Raw genomic sequence first — 18,915 nt, forward strand, 5'->3', positions numbered from 1 at the left:
GGACGGTCTCGATGAAGCGGTTCTTCCGCGCGGTCGCCCGCCACGGCGCCCGCGCGGTCGCGTTCGGGCAGCAGCGCGCGGTGTACTTCGGTGAGCTGTGGCGCCGCTCCCTGCAGGTGCGGGTGGTGGTGTCGACGCTCGCGCTGTCGTCCGCCGTGGTGTTCGTGCTGGGCATGGTGCTGCAGAACCAGATCACCAACCGCCTGCTCGAGACCAAGGAAGAAGCCGCGATCGCCGCCACCCGCGACGCGGTCGTGGTGGCGCAGCGTCAGCTCTCCGGCGTGAACTCGGCGGTCGACGACGTGCGCCCGCGCCTGACCCAGGCGTTGAACAAGCTGACCAGCTCCACCCCGAACACCGACACCGCCAGCTCGTCGGCAGGCACGTTCGAGCCGGTGCTGGCGAGCACTCCGCCGATCGCGGCGAACGACGCCGCCATGATCAGCGCCGGGCCGTACGGCGACGTGCCGGACAGTCTGAAGCACTTCGTGGAGAACCGCAGGCTCGCGGTGCAGATCCACACGGTCGACCGGAAGTCCGGGCCCACCACGTTCCTGATCGTCGGCGCGCCGTTCGGGTCGGCACAGGAGCCGATGCAGCTGTACATGCTGTACCCGCTGACCGCCGAGCAGTCGACGATCGCTGTCGTGCAGAGCACGCTGCTCGTCGGCGGCCTCGTGCTGTTGTTGCTGCTCGCAGGCATCGCGAACCTCGTGACGCGCCAGGTGGTCCGCCCGGTCCGCAGCGCAGCCCAGGCCGCGGAACGGTTCGCCGGCGGTGAGCTGGACGAACGCATGGTCGTCGTCGGCGAGGACGACGTCGCGCGGCTGGCCCAGTCGTACAACGAGATGGCCGAGAGCATCGAGAGACAGATCCGTCAGCTCGAGGAGTTCGGCACCCTGCAGCGCCGGTTCACCTCCGACGTGTCCCACGAGCTGCGCACCCCGCTGACCACCGTGCGGATGGCCGCGGACGTGCTGCACGCGTCACGCGAGCAGTTCCCGCCCGGCCTCTCCCGCTCCACGGAGCTGCTGGTCGACGAGCTGGACCGGTTCGAGTCGCTGCTCGGCGACCTGCTCGAGATCAGCCGCCTGGACGCCGGTGTCGAGGAGCTCGTCGCCGAGTACGTCGACGTGCGCCCCATCGCGGTCCGCGCGGCACAGTCCGTCGCCACGATCGCCCGCACCGCGGGCACCGAGATCATCCTCGACCTGCCGGACGAGGAGGCCGCCGCCGAGGTCGACTCCCGCCGCATCGAGCGGATCGTGCGCAACCTGCTGGCGAACGCGGTCGACCACGGCGACGGGCATCCGGTCCGGCTGCGCATGGCGGTCGACGACAAGGCGCTCGCCGTGACGGTCCGCGACTACGGCGTCGGGCTGCGCACCGGCGAGGCCGACCTCGTGTTCAACCGCTTCTGGCGCGCCGACCCGTCCCGCAACCGCCACACCGGCGGCACGGGCCTCGGGCTCGCCATCAGCCTCGAGGACGCCCGCCTCCACGGCGGCGGCCTCGACGCCTGGGGCGAGCCCGGCAAGGGCGCGTGCTTCCGGCTCACGCTGCCACGCCACCAGGGCGTCGAGTTCACCGGCAACCCGCTCCCGCTCCCGCCGCCGGACGCCGACGTGCCGTCCGCCGTCGTGGAGCCTCGCGAAGGCGACGCGGTGCGCGTCACCGTCCCGGGCACCACCGAACCCGAGATCGTCGAACCGGAGCCGGCGCCGCCGGCCCCGGTCTGGGAGGAGGCCAGATGAGACGGCGTTTGTCCGCCGCGGTGCTCGCGGCCATGGTGCTGGTGCTCACGGGCTGCGCCAACATCCCGGAGGAGTCGACCCCGCACGCGGTCCGCGACGAGCAACAGCTCATGACCGAGGCCGCCGAGGCCCCGCCGACGGCGAACCTCAACGCGTTCGACCTCGTGCGTGAGTTCGTCAAGCGCTCCGGCAACCCCGAGGCCGCCTCGATGTACCTGACGGACAAGGCCAAGGAGCGCTGGCCGGCCGACAGCAAGCCCTACGTCGTCCACGACACGTTCAGCACCGTGCCCCTGTCCAACGACGACGTGAAGCAGTCCGGTGAGGACCAGGGTGGCGTCGAGTCGGGACGTGTCGTCGTGGTGCTGCGCGTGACGCAGATCGGCAGGCTCGGCTCGGACCACGCGTTCATCCCGCGGATCGGCAACCCCGAGTTCCGGGTCGGCGTGGTACGCGACAACGGCCAGTGGCGCATCGACGACCCGCCGGAGGACGTGTACGTGCCGTACTCGTCCTTCAAGACGAGCTACCGCGCCGTCACCGTGTACTACTTCGACCCGGACTTCCGCATCACCGTTCCCGACCAGCGCTACGTGCCCGCCGCACCCGCCACGGGCCTGCCGGACCGGGTGATCAAGGTCCTCCTGTCCGGCCCGTCCGACTCGATGCGCCGGTCGGTGGTGTCCCCGCTGGAGAACGTCGGCGCCCGCACCAACGTCGTGCCCGACGCGGACGGCACGCTCGTCGTCGACCTGAACCCGCTGGGCGACAAGACCGAGGAGCAGCGCGAGAAGATCGCCGCCCAGGTCGTCCTGTCGCTGCAGACCGTCACGTCCAGCCGTCTCCGCATCAAGGGCGACAACGAGGACCTGATCCAGGGGCACGGCGACTGGCGCCTGTCCGACATCAAGCAGTACGACACCGCCACCAAGCCCGGTCCCGACCAGCAGGGGCTGATCGTGTCCGGTGGCAGGCTGCGCATGCTGAAGGACGGCACACCGGCCCCCGGTCCAGCGGGCCAGGGTGTCTACGACGTCGTCAGCGCTGCCCAGTCCATCGACGGTGACCAGCTCGCGGCCGTCACCAGGGTCGACGGCGGGCTCCGCCTGCGCGTCGGCCGCTACGGCGAGGCGCTGCAGGAGGTCGCGCTGGACGCGTCGACCATGTCGAGACCGACCTGGCGCGTGTCCACCGGCGACGACCAGGACGCGAGCGAGGTGTGGACCGTCGAGGACGGCAACGTCGTCCGCGTTGTCCGTGCGGGTGACGAGACGTGGCGATCGGTCGAGGTCAACGCGTCGGCGCTGAACGAGAACTTCGGCTCGATCACCGAGCTCCGCCTGTCCCGCGACGGCACGAGGGCCGCGATCGTCACCAGCAGGGGCGCGGTCGTCCTGGCCGCCGTGGTGCGCGACAAGGACTCGGTCAGCCTCGCGGCGCCCCGCACCCTGTCACCGACCATGATCGTCAACGCCGTCGGTGTCGACTGGCTGAACCAGCACACCCTCGTGGTCGCCACCCGGCAGCCGCAGATGCCGGTGATCAACCTGTCGCTGGACGGCCTCACGATCGACAACTACGACCCGAACAACCTGCAGTTGCCGGTCCGTTCCGTCACCGCGGCTCCCGACCGCGACATCGTCGTCACGGACAGCGCCGCCGTGTCGGTCGTGTCCGGGCTCGGCCAGGTGTGGCACCGCCTTCAGAACGGCCAGGGGCCGAACGCGATCCCGTTCTACCCCGGCTGACAGCCACACATCCGCTCGCTCCTTTCGCCGGGTGGTGTCCGGTGTGGTGGTCGACCCGCGTGGGCAGGTCGGAAAGCGCCGTCCACGCGGCGAGCCTCACGTCGCCGTGAACGCCAGTACGGTCACCTCCTCCGCTCCTGCCTGGCGCAGTGCCGCCACGCAGGCGGCGGCTGTCGCGCCGGTTGTGATCACGTCGTCGAGCACGACGGCCGCTCGTGGCGCCGGGCCCGCGCACCGCAGCCGGCCGTGCAGGTTCGCCACCCGGGCGTCCTGGTCGAGGCCCACCGAGTCCCGTGCCCGGCCGGACAGGCGCAGGACCGGTGCCACCGACGCCCGGTGTCCCGCGTGGGTCACCGCGGCGGCACAGGCGCGTGCCACCCTCGTCATGTGCTGCCCGTACCGGGCCCTGGCCGCCGACGGCCGGGACGGTGCGGGCACCAGCACGTACGGTCCCGCCCGGATCGTCGGCAGGGCGTGCGCCAACGCCCGTCCCAACGGCACGGACAGCTCGTGGCGCCCCTTTTCCTTGTACGCCAGCACAAGCCGGCGTGCGGCACCCTCGTAGCCCGCCAGGGCGTACGCGGCGCCCAGGTCCGCGCGGGGCACCGGGCGAATCTTCAACCCGCCCGCGCACCCGGCGCACCACGCGGTCGCGGGGGCGTCGCAGCCCGCGCAGCGGTTGGGCAGGACCAGATCGAGAATCGAACGCATGGTCGACATGATGCACCAGGACACCGACAAAAGCCCAAGCCTCGGAAGGGGGAACCTTCGTCGCGGCGGGCAGTACCAGAACGTGCGTTTCAACGAGGGGTAGACGGTGCATACCCCTTCCGAGTGAACTTCGTCGGGGAACCTCGATCACCGGCCGAACGTTGATCAGACATGGAAGGCGCGATCAGTCGATCATCGAGGAAGGTGGCCGTGCCTGGTCCGCTGGCGGAGGGCCACACGAGCGGTCCGCCGGCGCGCTCCCGCGTGCGAAAGGGGGCCACGTTGCGCTCAGTGACACGATCGGGACGCACAAGTTCCCCCGCCGAGGGGGCTTTTGCAAAGGCACAACGCGAGATAACGTCTCGGCATCAGCTTTCCCGGTTTTCGCAGGGAGGAGGCGAGTAGCCCATGCCCCTGGCGCCGGTAGGGCCTTGAGGTGGAGAGCCCCTCATGCCTCCTGGAGAGTCCAGATTTCCGGCGCCGTTGTTAGCTCACTATCTCGCTGTTGGCGAGGGAGGTTGTGTATGGACATCGTCGTTAAAGGCCGCAACGTCGAGGTGCCCGATCACTACCGAGTGCACGTCGAGGAAAAGCTCACCAGGCTCGAACGCTACGACCGCAAGGTAATCCGGTTCGACGTGGAGCTCTTCCACGAGCCCAACCGCAGGCAGTCGAAGAACTGCCAGCGAGTCGAGATCACCGGCAAGGGCAGGGGACCCGCCGTACGCGCGGAAGCGTGTGCTGGCGACTTCTACGCCGCGCTCGACGCTGCCGTCACCAAGCTGGAGAACCGCCTCCGCAGGCTGCACGACCGCAGGCGCGTGCACTACGGGCGCAGGAGCCAGACCTCCGTTGCGGAGGCCACCGCACAACCCACCACCGATCTTTCCGCGCTGCCCGCCACGAACGGCCGCGCGCAGACCGCGGTGCTGCCCGCGCGAACCGAGCAGGCCGTCGGTCTCGCCGAGGTACCGGCCCAGCGCTGGGAAAGCGCTGAGGAGGACAACCTTCCCGGCAGAATCGTCCGGGAGAAGGAACACCCGGCGGAGCCGATGACCGTCGACCAGGCTCTCTACCAGATGGAGCTGGTCGGCCACGACTTCTTCCTCTTCCATGACGCCGACGCCGACAAGCCGAGCGTCGTCTACCGCAGGAAGGGCTTCGACTACGGCGTGATCAGGCTGGTCTGACACGAACGCGACAAGCCCCCGGGCAGCGGGCCTGGGGGCTTTCGCGCGTGCGCAGCGCCGGTGCGGGAGCGGCGAGAGAGCAGGTGCCCGCGCGGCCTGTCAGCTGTTCGGGGTGAAGATCGGCGAACCGGTCTAGGCACCACGGTTCGAAGACGGCCTACGATAGGGGGCAGGGTGAGGCGGCTCTCCCTGTCATAGGCGCGCACACGATCCAGCTAGCGAGGTTGAACCTGATGGTGCTGTCCCGGATTCTTCGAGCGGGCGAGGGCAAGACGCTCAAGCATCTGAAGCGGATCGTCGACGAGGTCAACGGCATGGAGGACTCGGTCGTCGACCTGACCGACGCCCAGCTGCGCGCCAAGACCGACGAGTTCCGCAAGCGCTACCAGGACAGCCGCGACCCGAACCTGCCGGAAGGCGAGACCGACGAGGACGCGCTCGGTGACCTGCTACCGGAGGCGTTCGCGGTCACCAGGGAGGCCGCGAAGCGGGTGCTGGGCCAGCGGCACTTCGACGTGCAGATCATGGGCGGCGCCGCGCTCCACCTGGGCAAGGTCGCCGAGATGCGCACCGGTGAGGGCAAGACCCTGACCGCGGTCCTGCCGTCGTACCTGAACGCGCTCTCCGGCAACGGCGTCCACGTCATCACCGTCAACGACTACCTGGCGAAACGTGACGCCGAGTGGATGGGCCGCGTGCACCGCTTCCTCGGTCTCGAGGTCGGCGCGATCCTGTCCGAGATGACCCCGCCGCAGCGCCGCGCCTCCTACCGCGCCGACATCACCTACGGCACGAACAACGAGTTCGGCTTCGACTACCTGCGCGACAACATGGCGTGGAGCCTGGACGACATGGTCCAGCGCGGCCACAGCTTCGCCATCGTCGACGAGGTGGACTCCATCCTCATCGACGAGGCGCGGACGCCGCTGATCATCTCCGGGCCCACCGACCAGAACTCGCGGTGGTACCAGGAGTTCGCGCGCATGGTGCCGATGATGAAGAAGGACGTCCACTACGAGGTCGACGAGCGCAAGCGCACCGTCGGCGTCACCGAGGCCGGCGTCGCCTACATCGAGGACCAGCTGGGCATCGACAACCTGTACGAGGCGGCCAACACGCCGCTCGTGGGCTACCTCAACAACGCGCTCAAGGCGAAGGAGCTGTTCAAGCTCGACAAGGACTACATCGTCCGCAACGGCGAGGTCCTGATCGTCGACGAGTTCACCGGCCGCATCCTGGCGGGCCGCCGCTACAACGAAGGCATGCACCAGGCCATCGAGGCCAAGGAGAAGGTGGAGATCAAGGCCGAGAACCAGACGCTCGCCACGATCACCCTCCAGAACTACTTCCGGCTCTACGACAAGCTGTCCGGCATGACCGGTACGGCCGAGACCGAGGCCGCGGAGTTCCAGAACACCTACAAGCTGGGCGTCGTGCCGATCCCGACGAACCGGCCCATGGTCCGCGTGGACGGCTCCGACCTCATCTACAAGACGGAGGAGGCGAAGTTCGAGGCCGTCGCCGACGACATCGCCGAGCGGCACGAGAAGGGCCAGCCGGTGCTGGTCGGCACCACCTCGGTCGAGCGGTCCGAGTACCTGTCGAAACTGCTGGTCAAGCGCCGCATCCCGCACAACGTGCTGAACGCGAAGCACCACGAGAAGGAGTCGGCGATCGTCGCCGAGGCCGGTCACCGGGGCGCGGTCACGGTCGCGACGAACATGGCCGGTCGTGGTACCGACATCGTGCTCGGCGGCAACCCGGACCACCTGGCGGAGAACGCGCTGCGGGCCCGTGGCCTCGACCCGCTGGAGACGCCGGACGAGTGGACGGCCGCGCTGCCGGAGGCGCTGGAGAAGGCCCGGCAGGAGGTCCGCGACGAGGCCGAGGAGGTCCGCGACGCTGGCGGCCTGTACGTGCTGGGCACCGAGCGGCACGAGTCGCGCCGCATCGACAACCAGCTGCGTGGCCGCTCCGGTCGCCAGGGCGACCCCGGCGAGTCGCGGTTCTACCTGTCGCTGGGCGACGAGCTGATGCGGCGGTTCAACGCGCAGTTCGTCGAGCGCGTGATGGTGACCATGCGGGTGCCGGACGACCAGCCGATCGAGGCGAAGATGGTCACCAGGGCCATCAGGAGCGCGCAGACGCAGGTCGAGCAGCAGAACTTCGAGATCCGCAAGGACGTCCTCAAGTACGACGAGGTCATGAACCGGCAGCGCACCGTGATCTACGGCGAGCGCAACCGGGTGCTGCGGGGCGAGGACCTCCACGACCAGGTCGAGAACATGATCGTCGACGTGGTGACGGACTACGTGCGGGCCGAGACCGGCGGCGGCTACGCGGAGGACTGGGACCACGAGAAGCTGTGGACGGCGCTGAAGCAGCTGTACCCGATCTCGCTGAACTGGGAGGAGCTCGCCGACCAGGCCGAGAACGAGGGCCAGGACCTGACCTCGGAGTACCTCGAGGAGATCATCGTCGCCGACGCGAAGCGCGCGTACCGCGAACGCGAGGCGGAGATCGACGCGAAGGCGGGCCCGGAGGCCATGCGGCGGCTGGAGCGGCAGGTCATGCTGTCGGTGCTGGACCGCAAGTGGCGCGAGCACCTGTACGAGATGGACTACCTCAAGCAGGGCATCGGCCTGCGGGCCATGGCGCAGCGCGACCCGCTGATCGAGTACCAGCGCGAGGGCTACGACATGTTCGCGACGATGCTCGAAGCGCTCAAGGAGGAGTGCGTCGGCTACCTGTTCAACCTGCAGGTCGAGCAGCCGGAACCGGAGCCGTCGGACGCCGCGTCGCTGCCGTCGGCCGCTGACCGGGTCGTGCGGGCCCAGCGCGCGGTGCAGGCCGCTCAGGCGGCACAGGCCGCGCAGGCTGCCCAGGCGGCCGCCGCCGAGGAGAAGATCCCGCCCGCGCTGCGTGGGAAGGGCCTCGAGGCGCCCGGTGGGCAGCAGAAGTTGACCTACAGCGGGCCCGCCGAGGGCGGTGGCGTCGAGTCGCGGAGCAACAACAACGGAAGCGACGGCGGCGCTGCCGGCGGCGGCGCAGGCGGCTCGCGCCGGGAGCGCCGTGCGGCCGAGCGCGCCGCGCAGAAGAAGGGCAAGAAGGGCCCTCGCCGGTAGTCCTGTTTCGCTGGGCGCCCTCACCGCCGGTTTCGGTGGTGAGGGCGCTTTGGCGTGTCGGGGCGGCCGCCGGCCCCCCCGGATTCCGGCGTAGAGGCGAGCACCGACATCGGGCTGTGCGCTTGGGGGGAGTTGTCCACAGCCGCTCCAGTTGTCCACAGCTGGGCTCGCGGGCCTTGTTTTGTCGGCGGGTCCCGGTAGACTGGCATGGCGGGACGCCCCCGGGTTCGGGTGGGGGTTGCGTTCCGGCCGGTTTCGGCGAAAGTCTGTGACGACTGGGTTCGCGGAGCGAATTCGAGATGCCCGCCGATGTCCTTCGGGACAGGGCACCCGCCCCGCTGCGGGGGCGGTCACTTGTAGGAGTGGCCGCCGCACGGCACATCCAGTGCCGTCAATGGGCCGTTCAGGGCGCTGAGCGCCCTGAACGCGCCTTTCAGGGCACTCAGCCACGCCGTCAACGCGCCTTCGCAGCACCGAAGCCGGGTGCTGCGCGGCCCGGCCCGCGGGAGCAGGCCCTGCGAAAGCTGTGGCTACTGAGCGCTGTCGCGGGTCACCCACGAAGGTGACAGGTGCGGGTTACAGCAGTTCCAGCAGGAAGGGGAGTTCCTCCGGGGCGTACCACGCCAGTTCGTGGTCCTCCGCTTCGCCGAGGGCGAACTCCGCGTCGCCGTCGCCCAGGTCTGCCTGGTCCACCACCGCTGCCGCTGCCCGGACGGCGGGTTCCGCCTCCGAGGTGTCCAGGTGGACCGCCGCCACCTGCTTGAGTTGTACCGGGCCCGCGAGGCGCACCACGGCGTAGTCCAGGTCCGGGCGGAGGGTGGCGCCGTCGACGTCCGCCGAGATGACGGCTCGTCTCGGCAGCGTCAGTTCCGGGTCCTCTTCCAGCTCGGCCGCCAGCAGGCGCAGGGACGCGCGGGCCGCCTCCAGCATGGCCGCGTACTCCAGCTCCTCCGCCGTCCCCGTCGCGTAGGACTCGCGCAGCATCGGGGTCAGCGCGAACGCCGTGCCGCTCACCGCCGACAGTTCGCCTGCGGCGTTCAACGTCCGCAGCATCAACACCGTTGCCGGTATGTAGACCCTCACCGTGCTCCCGTTCCCCTCTGCGGCGGGCAAGGCCTAGATCCTGACACACCGGTCACGTGCGATGCTCTCGCCGTGGACGGCCAATCACCGAAGGACCGGTTCGTGACCGTGTTCGGGCGCAAGCCCGTGCTGGAGGCGCTCGCCGACCGGCGGCTCGACGTGGACAAGGTCATCCTCGCCGACAACGCCAGGGGGGCCGCTGCCAGGGAGATCATCGACGCGGCCGGTGCCCGGTCCGTGCGGGTCGAGCGGGCCAGTGCGCATCGGGTGAAGGTGCTGGCGGGCAACGGGAAGCAGGACCAGGGTGTCCTCGCCGACGTGGTCGCGCCCCGGATGCGGCGGCTCGCCGACGGGCTTGCCGCGCGGCCCGCGACCGTGCTCGTGCTCGACGGGATCACCACGCCGGCCAACGTCGGGATGATCCTGCGGACCGCCACCGCCGCCGGCGTCGAGGGCATCGTCGTGCCCCGGCGTGGCGTGGCGGGCATCGACCCGCTGGTCGTGAAGGCCTCCGCCGGTGTCGCGTTCCACGCGCCGGTGCTGCGCTGCTACACCGCCGAGGAGGCGTGCGCCGCGCTCCGCGACGCCGGTTACCCGCTGTACGCGCTGGACGGTGCCGCCCGCCAGTCGTTGTTCGCCGCCACGCTGCCCCGGCGGGCCGCCTACGTGCTCGGTGGGGAGACCGCGGGAGTGAGTCCCGAGGTCCGCAAGCACGTCACGGGCCTGGTGTCGATCCCGATGGCGGGTGGCGTGGAGTCGTTGAACGTCGCCAGTGCCGCGGCCGTGTTGTGCTTCGACCTGGTGCGCCGACACGGTCCGTGACCGGACCATCCCATGGGGTGTTCCTTGTCCGGAATGGACGGTCCATCGGCTCTGTAGGGCATGACCGTTCCAGCTCTTCCCGCCGACGAACCGTGTCCTGTCCGGTTGCGGCGGCTGCCGGACTACGAGCCGGACGACGGGGACGGGCCGCCCATGCGGTGGTCGAGCCTGCGTCCCGCGACCGGACCACAGCTGCGCCTGGTGCCGCCGTTGCCGACGCCGGACGGGCCGCCCGTCACGGCTGCCGCGCTGGCACACGTGTTGCGGCGGGTGCTGGAGGTGCTGGACGGGCGGCGCCAGGCGGGGCAGCTGCGGTCGTTGTTGCCGGACGCTGCGTTCGAGGGGCTGCTGACCCGGTTGCGGACGATGCGGCCCGGGTGCAGGCACACGCTGAGGCGGATGCGGATGTGCTTCCCGACGCGGACGGCGGTGGAGGTGAGCGCGGTGATGGAGCTGCTCGCGCCGTCCGGGAAGGGGCGGGTGGTGGCGGCCGCGGCACGGTTCGAGAGCCGTGGTGACCGGTGGGTGTGTTCGGTGCTGCGGTTCCTGTGACGCCTCCGGCCCCCGATTTCCAGCCTGACCCGGGGGACCGACGGAAACGGGGCGCAGGCGGGCGGGGTTGGGGACAACCTCATCCCTGTGGACAACCCCGCCTCGACGGGCAGGCGCCGTCGGTGCCTGCCCGTACGCTGGTGCTCGGGGGCCGGAGGCCGCCCTCGGTCACTTCACGCCTCCAGCACGATCTTGCCCGTCGCTTTCCCGTCCATCAGCAGGCGCAGGCCCTCGGCCGCCTCGGCCAGCGGCAGCCGCTTGTCGATCGGCGGGACCAGCTCACCCGCGGCGACCAGCCGGTACACCTGCGCCAGCGCGCTGTTGAACGCCGCGCCCGGCTTCACGTAGTAGAACGTCGCCCGCCTGCCCCGCGCCCTGCCCGCCAGCCCGCGCAGCCACCACGACGCGAACCGTCGCATGGTCGCCAGGTACGGCACCAGCCAGTGGCCCTTGTCGTGCAACGTGGTGGCGCTGCCGTAGTTCACCAGGATCCCGCCGTCGGCCAGCAGGTCGTAGGACACCCGCAGGCTGTCGCCACCCAGGTGGTCGAACACCGCGTCCACGCCACCCGGCGCCAGCTGCCTGACCCGTGCGGCGACGTCCTCGGTCCGGTAGTCGATGGGGGTCGCACCCAGCGCGCGCACCGCCTCGTGCTTCGACGACGACGCCGTGCCCAGCACCGTCGCGCCCGCCGCCACCGCCAGCTGCACCAGCAACGTGCCCACGCCACCGGACGCGCCGTGCACGAGCACCGTCTGGCCGGGCCGCACCGCCGCGGTCCGGTGCACCATCTGCCAGGCGGTGACGCCGTTCATCGTCGCCGCCGCGGCCACCCCCGCGTCCAGGCCATCGGGCACCGGCACCAGCCGGTCGGCCTTGAGGACCACGTGCGTGCGCCACGCGCCGGTCACCATCAGCGCGGCCACCCGGTCGCCGACGGCCACCCCGGTCACGTCCTGCCCCAGCGACGTGACCTCGCCGACCAGGTCGTAGCCCGGCACGAACGGGTACCTGGGCTGCATCGGGTAGCGGTGGTTCAGCATCTGCACCTCCGCGAAGCTCACGCCGCTCGCGAGCACCCGCACGCGCACCTCACCCCGGCCCGCCGCGGGCGCGTCGGTGTCGTCGATCCGCAGCTTCTCCGGACCACCCCGGTCGGTGAGCACGATCTCCATGGCCAGCTCCTTTGGTTAGAAGTTCTAACATAAATTAGAGCGTGTCAGTCCGGCGCTGTCAAGCGGTGGGGGCGCACCCGCGAAAGGCGTGACACTATGGCGGTACAACCGCAGAGAACGGTCACAAGCCGTCAGAGACAACCGAGGAGGCGAGCCAGCACATGGACGCCGTTTCGTCCGTGCCCGACCCGGTCAACGAGCCGGTGCGTGGCTACGCGCCGGGCAGTGCCGAGCGCGAGTCGTTGCAGCGCAGGATCGCCGAGCTGGAGGGTGAGCGGCACGAGCTCACGATGACCGTCGGCGGGGAGCGGCGGATGGCAGGCGGCGACCCCGTCGACGTCGTCCAGCCGCACGACCACCAGCACGTGCTCGGCGTGACCGCGCAGGCCACCGCCAAGGACGTCGCCGACGCCGTCGCCTCGGCGAAGCAGGCCGCCCCGGCCTGGCGCGACCTGCCGTTCGACGAGCGGGCCGCGGTGCTGCTGCGGGCCGCCGACCTGCTGTCCGGCCCGTGGCGCGACACCCTGAACGCCGCGACGGTCCTCGGCCAGTCCAAGTCCGTGCAGCAGGCCGAGATCGACAGCGCCTGCGAGCTGATCGACTTCTGGCGGTTCAACGTCTCCTACGCCCGCCGGGTCCTCGAGGAGCAGCCCCAGTCGAGCCCCGGCATCTGGAACCGGTTCGACCACCGGCCGCTCGACGGGTTCGTCACCGCGATCACCCCGTTCAACTTCACCGCCATCGCGGGCAACCTGCCGACCGCGCCAGCGCTGATGGGCAACACGGTGGTGTGGAAGCCTGCGCCGACCCAGCAGCTCGCCGCGCACTACACGATGCGCCTGCTCGAGGCCGCGGGCCTGCCACCCGGCGTGATCAACATGGTGACCGGCGACGGCGCCGCGGTCAGCGAGGTCGCGATGACCGACCCGGACTTCGCCGGCCTGCACTTCACCGGCTCCACCAAGACGTTCAAGCACCTGTGGCGTCTGATGGGCGAGCAGCTCGACACCTACCGCTCGTACCCGAGGATCGTCGGCGAGACCGGCGGCAAGGACTTCGTCGTCGCGCACCGCTCCGCGGACCCGGCCGCGGTCGTGAACGGGCTCGTGCGCGGTGCCTTCGAGTACCAGGGCCAGAAGTGCTCCGCCGCGTCCCGTGCCTACATCTCCCGGTCCCTGTGGGAGGGCGGTGTTCGGGAGCGGCTGGTCGACGTGACGAAGAGCCTGTCCTACGGCGATGTCACCGACCTGCGCCACTTCGGCGGCGCCGTGATCAACGACAAGGCGTTCGCCAAGCACGCCGAGGTCCTCGCGCGGGCCGCGAACACCGCGACGCTCGAGGTGCTGACCGGCGGCACGTGCGACGACTCGGTCGGGTACTTCGTGCAGCCGACCGTGCTGCTCGGCTCCGACCCGACCGACGAGGTGTTCACCACCGAGTGGTTCGGCCCGATCCTCGCGGTCACGGTGTTCGACGACAGCGACTACGGCAAGGTCCTCGAACTGGTCGACACGTCGACGCCGTACGCGCTGACCGGCGCGGTGTTCGCCACCGAGCGCGCGGCCATCGAGGAGGCGCACCGCACGCTGCGGTTCGCGGCGGGCAACTTCTACGTCAACGACAAGCCGACCGGCGCGGTCGTCAGCCAGCAGCCGTTCGGCGGCAGCCGCGGTTCCGGCACCAACGACAAGGCCGGTTCGATCTACAACCTGCAGCGGTGGGTGAGCCCGCGCTCGGTCAAGGAGACGTTCGTCCCCGCGACCGAGCACGGCTACCCCCACATGGGCTGATCAGTCCACCCGGTCAGTTGATACAGGGCACGCCGTCCGAGGGCGGCGTGCCCTGCAGCCCGGCCACGAACGACGTGACCTCGGCGGGGTCGACGGCGACGACCGAGCCAGCGCCGGGGACCTCGTGTGCGCCGTCGATGACCGGGATCGTGCCGACGTGCAGCGACGGTGCCGCGGCCAGCTGCCCGGCGAGGCCGAGGAGGTCGAGCCCGGAGTCGCTCTGGAGCCTGCCCGCCACGGCGTCGATGAGCTCGGTGAGGTCGGCGTCGCCGAGCTTGGCCACCACACCCTGCAGGAACACCTGCGCGCGCCTGACCCGGTCGAGGTCGCCGTTGGGCAGGCCGTGGCGCTGGCGGACGAACCCGAGCGCGGCGTCCCCGGTGACCACCTGCTCACCGGCGGGCAGGTCGACGCCCGCGAAGGGGTCCTCGGCGGGTGCGTTCAGGCACACCCGCACCCCGCCGACCGCGTCGGCGAGGTCTGCGAACGCGGCCATGTCGACGAACGCGTAGTGCTCGGGCCGCACCCCGGTCAGGTCGCGGACCACGTCGAGCAGCTTGTCGGTGTCGAAGAACATCCTGACCTGGCTGATCCTGAGCGGCGGGCCCTCCGGCAGGTGGACCCACGAGTCGCGCGGCAGTGACACCAGGCTCACGGCGCCGTCCTCGTGGACCTGCGCGAGCGCGAGCGTGTCGGTGCGGCCCTCGGCGTCGAGCCCGCCCACCAGGACGCTCGTCGGCCCGGCGGCCGCGGGCCGGGGCTGCTCGGCGACCGGCGGTGGCGGCGAGCCGCGGCGGAACACCTCGGGCACCACGAAAGCGGCGACCGCGACGACGACCACCGCCACGGCCGCGGTGGCGAGCACGACGCCGTACCGGCGCCTGGGCTCACCGCGCAGTGTGTCGAGGACGTCGCGGCCGTCGACTGCGCGGGCCGCCTGGTCGGCGAACACGTCGCGGATGAGCTGTTCGGTGCGGTCCTGGTTCATGAGTAGGCCTCGCTCACGTGGTGCTGGTGTGCGGCGCGCAGGGTCGACAGGGCGCGCGAGATGTGGCTGCGGACCGTGCCGGCAGAGCAGCCGAGCAGCTCGGCGATCTCGGCGTCGGTGCGGTCCTCGTAGTAGCGGAGCATGAGTGCTGCGCGTTGTTTGCGGGGCAGTGTCGCGATCCTGGCCCGCATGGCGTCGCGTTCCGCGTAGCCCGTCGCCGGGTCGGCGGTCGGCGTGCCGAGTGCGTCCAGCGTGCTGTGCGAGACGGCCCGTGCGGCTCTGCGCCGCCGCCACGAGAGGTACTCGTTGACGATCATCCGGCGGACGTAGGAGTCCCGCGCCGCCATCGGGCCGATGTGCGCCCACTTCCTCTGCGCCCGCAGGAGCACCTCCTGAACCACGTCCTGCGCGAGGTGGGGATCGCAGGTCAACGCGGTCGCGAACCGCAGGAGGCGGTCGAGCCGGTCGACCACGTACTGGTCGAAGGTGTCCAGCACCACGACTCCGTTCTGTGTCGTTGACGGTCGCCGGTAGAACGTCGCAGCGGGGTCGTTCTGTTGAGTCCGTTCGCGGATCTCTTGTGGTTCGTGAAACGCGGACGAAGCAACCGGGCAACAGTCAGTGGCGTACTGATCACTAGCTGGAGCGGCGGCCGATGAGGTGTTGCCGTGTTCATCCTGGAGGGCTGATGATCCACAAACGGGCTCGGGCGGGCCTGCTCGCCGCGGCGGTCGCCGCGGGCGTCGCGGTGCCCGCACCGGGGGCGTCCGGTGCCACCGAAGCACCCGGCACAGTGGCACCCGGCATGGCGGCGGGCGGACCGACCGTCACGCTGCTGACCGGGGACAAGGTGACCGTCGGCGGCACGCACGGGGTTCGGGTGCGGGCCGCGAAGGGCCGCGAGCACATCTCCTTCTTCACCCGGAAGGACGAGCGTGGCGACACGCACGTCATCCCGGAGGACGCGGTTTCCCTGCTGTCGCAAGGAAAACTGGACCCCCGGTTGTTCGACGTGACGGAGCTGGTCCGCACGGGCTACGACGACGCGTCCCGGGGATCGTTGCCGCTGATCGTGGACTACGCGGGTGCCACCCCGCGGGCGGCGGGTGCGCGGGTGAGCCGTGAGCTGCCCGCGATGGGCGCGTCCGCGGTGGCCGTGGAGCGGTCCGCCGCCTACTGGCCGACCGCCAGGCGGGCGAACAAGGTGTGGCTGGACGGGCCGGTGACGGCGAGCCTCGACCAGTCGGTGCCGCAGATCGGCGCACCGCAGGCGTGGGCCGCCGGGCACACCGGCGAGGGCGCGACGGTAGCCGTGCTCGACTCGGGTATCGACGTGACGCATCCGGACCTGGCCGACGCGGTGACGCGGGCCGAGAACTTCACCGACAGCGACACCGAGGACGACCGGTTCGGGCACGGCACGCACGTGGCCTCGATCATCACCGGCAACGGCGACCCGTACCAGGGTGTCGCGCCGGATGCCAAGCTGCTCAACGGAAAGGTTCTGGGCGACTTCGGCGGTGGCCAGGAGTCGTGGATCATCGCGGGCATGGAGTGGGCGGCCGCCAGCGGTGCCGACGTCGTCAACATGAGCCTCGGCAGCCCGTTCCCCAGCGACGGCACCGACCCGATGTCGCAGGCGGTCAACCGGATCACCGCCGAGACCGGCGCGTTGTTCGTGATCTCCGCGGGCAACTCCGGACCGGGTGCCGAGTCGATCGGCAGCCCGGCGGCGGCCGACGCCGCGCTGACCGTCGGTGCCGTGGACCGCAACGACGGGCTCGCCGACTTCTCCAGCCGCGGCCCGCGCTGGGAGGACGGTGCGGTCAAGCCCGACATCACCGCGCCCGGCGTGGAGATCGTGGCCGCCAAGGCGAACAACGGCGTGATCGGCGACCCGGCAGGCGAGGGTTACGTGTCGCTGTCCGGCACCTCGATGGCCGCCCCGCACGTCGCGGGCGCCGCCGCGATCGTCGCGGCACAGCACCCGGAGTGGGCAGCCGACCAGCTGAAGTCGACCCTCATGGGCAGTGCGCGGCCCAACGACGAGCTGTCCGTGTTCGAGCAGGGCGCGGGCCGGGTCGACGTCGCGGCCGCCACGACGGCCACGGTGTTCGCGAGCCCCGCGAGCATCAACAACGGCATCGCGCAGTGGCCGCACGACGACGACCAGCCGAGCACGAAGACGTTGACCTACACCAACACCGGCACCGAACCGGTCACGCTCGACCTCGCCGCCGACATCACCGGGCCGGCCGGATCGCCCGCGCCGCAGGGGATGTTCACGTTCGAGTCCACGCGGCTGACCGTCCCGGCAGGTGGGCGGGCGAGCACGACCGTCACCACCGACACTAGGACCGACGCCGAGGACGGCCTGTACAGCGGCGTCATCACCGCGGCCGGTGTCGACCACGAGGTGCGCACGCCGATCGCCGTGAACCGGGAGGTGGAGAGCTACGACGTCACGGTGAACTTCGTCGACCACGACGGCGAACCGACCGACCTGTACACCTACCGGTTCGTGGACGTCGACCACCCCAAGGCGTACCTGCCGCACGACCCGTCCGGCACCGTCGTCGCGCGGCTGCCCAAGGGGGAGTTCTACTTCGAGGCCACGGTCCAGAAGCAGGTCGGCGAGTACGACTACGTCCACGCCGAGTTCGCCGAGCCCTCGTTCGTCGTCACCGGTGACACCGAACTGACCGTCGACGCGCGCGAGGCCAAGCCGCTCGGGTTCACCACCGGCAGGCCGAACGCGGCGGCGGGCAGAGCGTTGTTCCAGTTCGCGCTCGAGACCGAGTGGGGCGACACGGGTACGACGGCGTTCGTCGGCTCCTTCGACGACTTCACCGTCAAACCGTCGACGACCACGAAGAAGGACAGGTTCACCTTCACCGCGCAGGCACGCATGGCGGAGAGGACCGGTGACTCGTTCGAGGGCAGCCCGTACCTGTATCACCTGCGGCACACGGAGAACGGCAGCGTGCCGGCGAACCTGGAATGGCGCGTCGAGGACCGGCAGCTCGCGAAGGTCACCGCCAGGCACGCAGCGGCCACCCCCGGCATGATCGGGGTGCGGGAGAGCTTCCTGCCGATCCCGTTGCCATCGACGCTCACCGAGTTCTACACCCCGGACGTGCCGTGGGACGCCTCGTTCGACGAGATGGCCGATCCGGCGGCCTACCCGCCGGTGACGGGCATCTACCAGACCGAGCCGAGGACCTTCCGGGCCGGGCGCACCACCACCGAGACCTGGAACCTCGGTGTGTTCGGGCCCGCGTTCCCGCGCAGCCCGTACGCGGGTGACTTCGCGGGCAGGCTCGGCGACGACACCCGTTTCAGCCTGTCGCTGTTCGGCGACCAGGGCCGGGGCCGTTCCGGTTACGGCACCAGCGCGGGCAGCACCACGCTCCTGCGGGACGGCGAGGTGGTCGCGGAGGAACCGTACGTGGGCAGCCTCCAGGCCTTCCTCCCGCCGGAGCGGGCCGAGTACACGCTGCGCACGACCGCGACGCGGCCCGCGCCCGCCCGTCTGTCCACCGAGGTCGGTGCGGAGTGGACGTTCGCGTCCGGGCACAGCGCCGGGGAGGACCCGGTGTTCCTCCCGCTGCTGGCGGTGCGGTTCGCGCCGGAGCTGGACGACCGCAACGCGGCACCGGCCGGGAAGCGGTTCACCATCCCGGTGTACGTGCAGCGCAACGGGTCCGACGGCGAAGGGGCCGGCGCCCCGGCCGTCGAGGTGTCCTACGACGACGGGAAGACGTGGCGGGCGGCGAAGGTCACCCGTGGCCACGGCCAGTGGAAGGCGCAGGTCGCGCACCCGGCGGACGCGGAGTTCGTTTCGCTGCGGTCGAGTGTGTCCGACCGGGACGGCAACTCCCAGCGACAGACCGTGATCAGGGCGTATGCGCTGACATAGGCAACCCCACGCCCTCCAGGTGGCGTTCTGACCACGGTCGAACATCCATCTGGAGGGC

The 18,915-nt window shown here is 70.7% G+C and carries 13 protein-coding genes; 8 read left to right on the forward strand and 5 right to left on the reverse strand.

The genetic code is table 11. The features are described from left to right. Positions 1–11: 11 nt before the first annotated feature. Together mtrB and ACFPCV_RS08450 are read left to right on the forward strand one after the other, a co-directional pair. The gene (mtrB, locus tag ACFPCV_RS08445) at positions 12–1,754 is read left to right on the forward strand and encodes an MtrAB system histidine kinase MtrB (protein WP_378055481.1); all 1,743 of its coding nucleotides are present in this window, start codon (positions 12–14) and stop codon (positions 1,752–1,754) included. After that, the gene (locus ACFPCV_RS08450) at positions 1,751–3,502 is read left to right on the forward strand and encodes an LpqB family beta-propeller domain-containing protein (protein ID WP_378055482.1); all 1,752 of its coding nucleotides are present in this window, start codon (positions 1,751–1,753) and stop codon (positions 3,500–3,502) included. The genes mtrB and ACFPCV_RS08450 overlap by 4 nt, the downstream gene beginning before the upstream one ends. A 96-nt stretch (positions 3,503–3,598) precedes the next feature. Here the strand turns inward: ACFPCV_RS08450 and ACFPCV_RS08455 are convergent, their stop codons facing one another. Continuing rightward, the gene (locus ACFPCV_RS08455; RefSeq protein ID WP_378055483.1) at positions 3,599–4,213 is read right to left on the reverse strand and encodes a ComF family protein; all 615 of its coding nucleotides are present in this window, start codon (positions 4,211–4,213) and stop codon (positions 3,599–3,601) included. 524 nt (positions 4,214–4,737) lie between these two features. On the opposite strand from ACFPCV_RS08455, the gene hpf reads away from it, so the two are divergent. After that, complete coding sequence (hpf, locus tag ACFPCV_RS08460; protein WP_378055484.1) at positions 4,738–5,403, forward strand: ribosome hibernation-promoting factor, HPF/YfiA family; 666 nt, start codon at positions 4,738–4,740, stop codon at positions 5,401–5,403. A 233-nt stretch (positions 5,404–5,636) separates the two neighbouring features. Further along, positions 5,637–8,528: a preprotein translocase subunit SecA gene (gene secA / locus ACFPCV_RS08465; protein WP_378055485.1), complete on the forward strand. Its 2,892-nt coding sequence runs from the start codon at positions 5,637–5,639 to the stop codon at positions 8,526–8,528. 576 nt (positions 8,529–9,104) lie between these two features. Here the strand turns inward: secA and ACFPCV_RS08470 are convergent. Next, complete coding sequence (locus ACFPCV_RS08470; RefSeq protein WP_378055486.1) at positions 9,105–9,611, reverse strand: DUF6912 family protein; 507 nt, start codon at positions 9,609–9,611, stop codon at positions 9,105–9,107. 72 nt (positions 9,612–9,683) lie between these two features. Between ACFPCV_RS08470 and ACFPCV_RS08475 the strand changes: the two genes are divergently transcribed. Both ACFPCV_RS08475 and ACFPCV_RS08480 read left to right on the forward strand, forming a co-directional pair. Beyond that, positions 9,684–10,433 carry a TrmH family RNA methyltransferase gene (locus tag ACFPCV_RS08475; RefSeq protein WP_378055487.1) on the forward strand — a complete coding sequence of 250 codons (750 nt, stop codon included), beginning with the start codon at positions 9,684–9,686 and terminating at the stop codon, positions 10,431–10,433. Between the two features lie 60 nt (positions 10,434–10,493). After that, positions 10,494–10,985 carry an Rv3235 family protein gene (locus tag ACFPCV_RS08480; RefSeq protein ID WP_378055488.1) on the forward strand — a complete coding sequence of 164 codons (492 nt, stop codon included), beginning with the start codon at positions 10,494–10,496 and terminating at the stop codon, positions 10,983–10,985. Between the two features lie 173 nt (positions 10,986–11,158). On the opposite strand, the gene ACFPCV_RS08485 is transcribed toward ACFPCV_RS08480, so the two are convergent. Then, positions 11,159–12,160 carry a medium chain dehydrogenase/reductase family protein gene (locus ACFPCV_RS08485; RefSeq protein ID WP_378055489.1) on the reverse strand — a complete coding sequence of 334 codons (1,002 nt, stop codon included), beginning with the start codon at positions 12,158–12,160 and terminating at the stop codon, positions 11,159–11,161. A 161-nt stretch (positions 12,161–12,321) separates the two neighbouring features. Here ACFPCV_RS08485 and pruA point away from each other — a divergent pair, with 161 nt between their 5' ends. Further along, positions 12,322–13,950 carry an L-glutamate gamma-semialdehyde dehydrogenase gene (pruA, locus tag ACFPCV_RS08490; protein WP_378055490.1) on the forward strand — a complete coding sequence of 543 codons (1,629 nt, stop codon included), beginning with the start codon at positions 12,322–12,324 and terminating at the stop codon, positions 13,948–13,950. A gap of 13 nt (positions 13,951–13,963) precedes the next feature. Here the strand turns inward: pruA and ACFPCV_RS08495 are convergent, their stop codons facing one another. Beyond that, the gene (locus ACFPCV_RS08495; RefSeq protein ID WP_378055491.1) at positions 13,964–14,938 is read right to left on the reverse strand and encodes an LCP family protein; all 975 of its coding nucleotides are present in this window, start codon (positions 14,936–14,938) and stop codon (positions 13,964–13,966) included. Continuing rightward, positions 14,935–15,435: a SigE family RNA polymerase sigma factor gene (locus ACFPCV_RS08500; RefSeq protein WP_378055492.1), complete on the reverse strand. Its 501-nt coding sequence runs from the start codon at positions 15,433–15,435 to the stop codon at positions 14,935–14,937. The genes ACFPCV_RS08495 and ACFPCV_RS08500 overlap by 4 nt, the downstream gene beginning before the upstream one ends. A 191-nt stretch (positions 15,436–15,626) precedes the next feature. On the opposite strand from ACFPCV_RS08500, the gene ACFPCV_RS08505 reads away from it, so the two are divergent. Further along, the gene (locus ACFPCV_RS08505) at positions 15,627–18,857 is read left to right on the forward strand and encodes a S8 family serine peptidase (RefSeq protein WP_378055493.1); all 3,231 of its coding nucleotides are present in this window, start codon (positions 15,627–15,629) and stop codon (positions 18,855–18,857) included. The last annotated feature ends 58 nt before the right edge of the window (positions 18,858–18,915 follow it).

Source organism: Actinophytocola glycyrrhizae (assembly GCF_042653545.1).
GTDB classification, from domain to species: Bacteria; Actinomycetota; Actinomycetes; order Mycobacteriales; family Pseudonocardiaceae; genus Actinophytocola; species Actinophytocola glycyrrhizae.

What these genes read in the sequence shown, in the direction of transcription:
- mtrB (WP_378055481.1), top strand. Translation starts at nt 12, where the DNA reads ATGAAGCGGTTCTTCCGCGCGGTCGCCCGCCACGGCGCCCGCGCGGTC.
- ACFPCV_RS08450 (WP_378055482.1), top strand. Translation starts at nt 1,751, where the DNA reads ATGAGACGGCGTTTGTCCGCCGCGGTGCTCGCGGCCATGGTGCTGGTG.
- ACFPCV_RS08455 (WP_378055483.1), bottom strand. Translation starts at nt 4,213, where the DNA reads ATGCGTTCGATTCTCGATCTGGTCCTGCCCAACCGCTGCGCGGGCTGC.
- hpf (WP_378055484.1), top strand. Translation starts at nt 4,738, where the DNA reads ATGGACATCGTCGTTAAAGGCCGCAACGTCGAGGTGCCCGATCACTAC.
- secA (WP_378055485.1), top strand. Translation starts at nt 5,637, where the DNA reads ATGGTGCTGTCCCGGATTCTTCGAGCGGGCGAGGGCAAGACGCTCAAG.
- ACFPCV_RS08480 (WP_378055488.1), top strand. Translation starts at nt 10,494, where the DNA reads ATGACCGTTCCAGCTCTTCCCGCCGACGAACCGTGTCCTGTCCGGTTG.
- ACFPCV_RS08485 (WP_378055489.1), bottom strand. Translation starts at nt 12,160, where the DNA reads ATGGAGATCGTGCTCACCGACCGGGGTGGTCCGGAGAAGCTGCGGATC.
- pruA (WP_378055490.1), top strand. Translation starts at nt 12,322, where the DNA reads ATGGACGCCGTTTCGTCCGTGCCCGACCCGGTCAACGAGCCGGTGCGT.
- ACFPCV_RS08495 (WP_378055491.1), bottom strand. Translation starts at nt 14,938, where the DNA reads ATGAACCAGGACCGCACCGAACAGCTCATCCGCGACGTGTTCGCCGAC.
- ACFPCV_RS08505 (WP_378055493.1), top strand. Translation starts at nt 15,627, where the DNA reads ATGATCCACAAACGGGCTCGGGCGGGCCTGCTCGCCGCGGCGGTCGCC.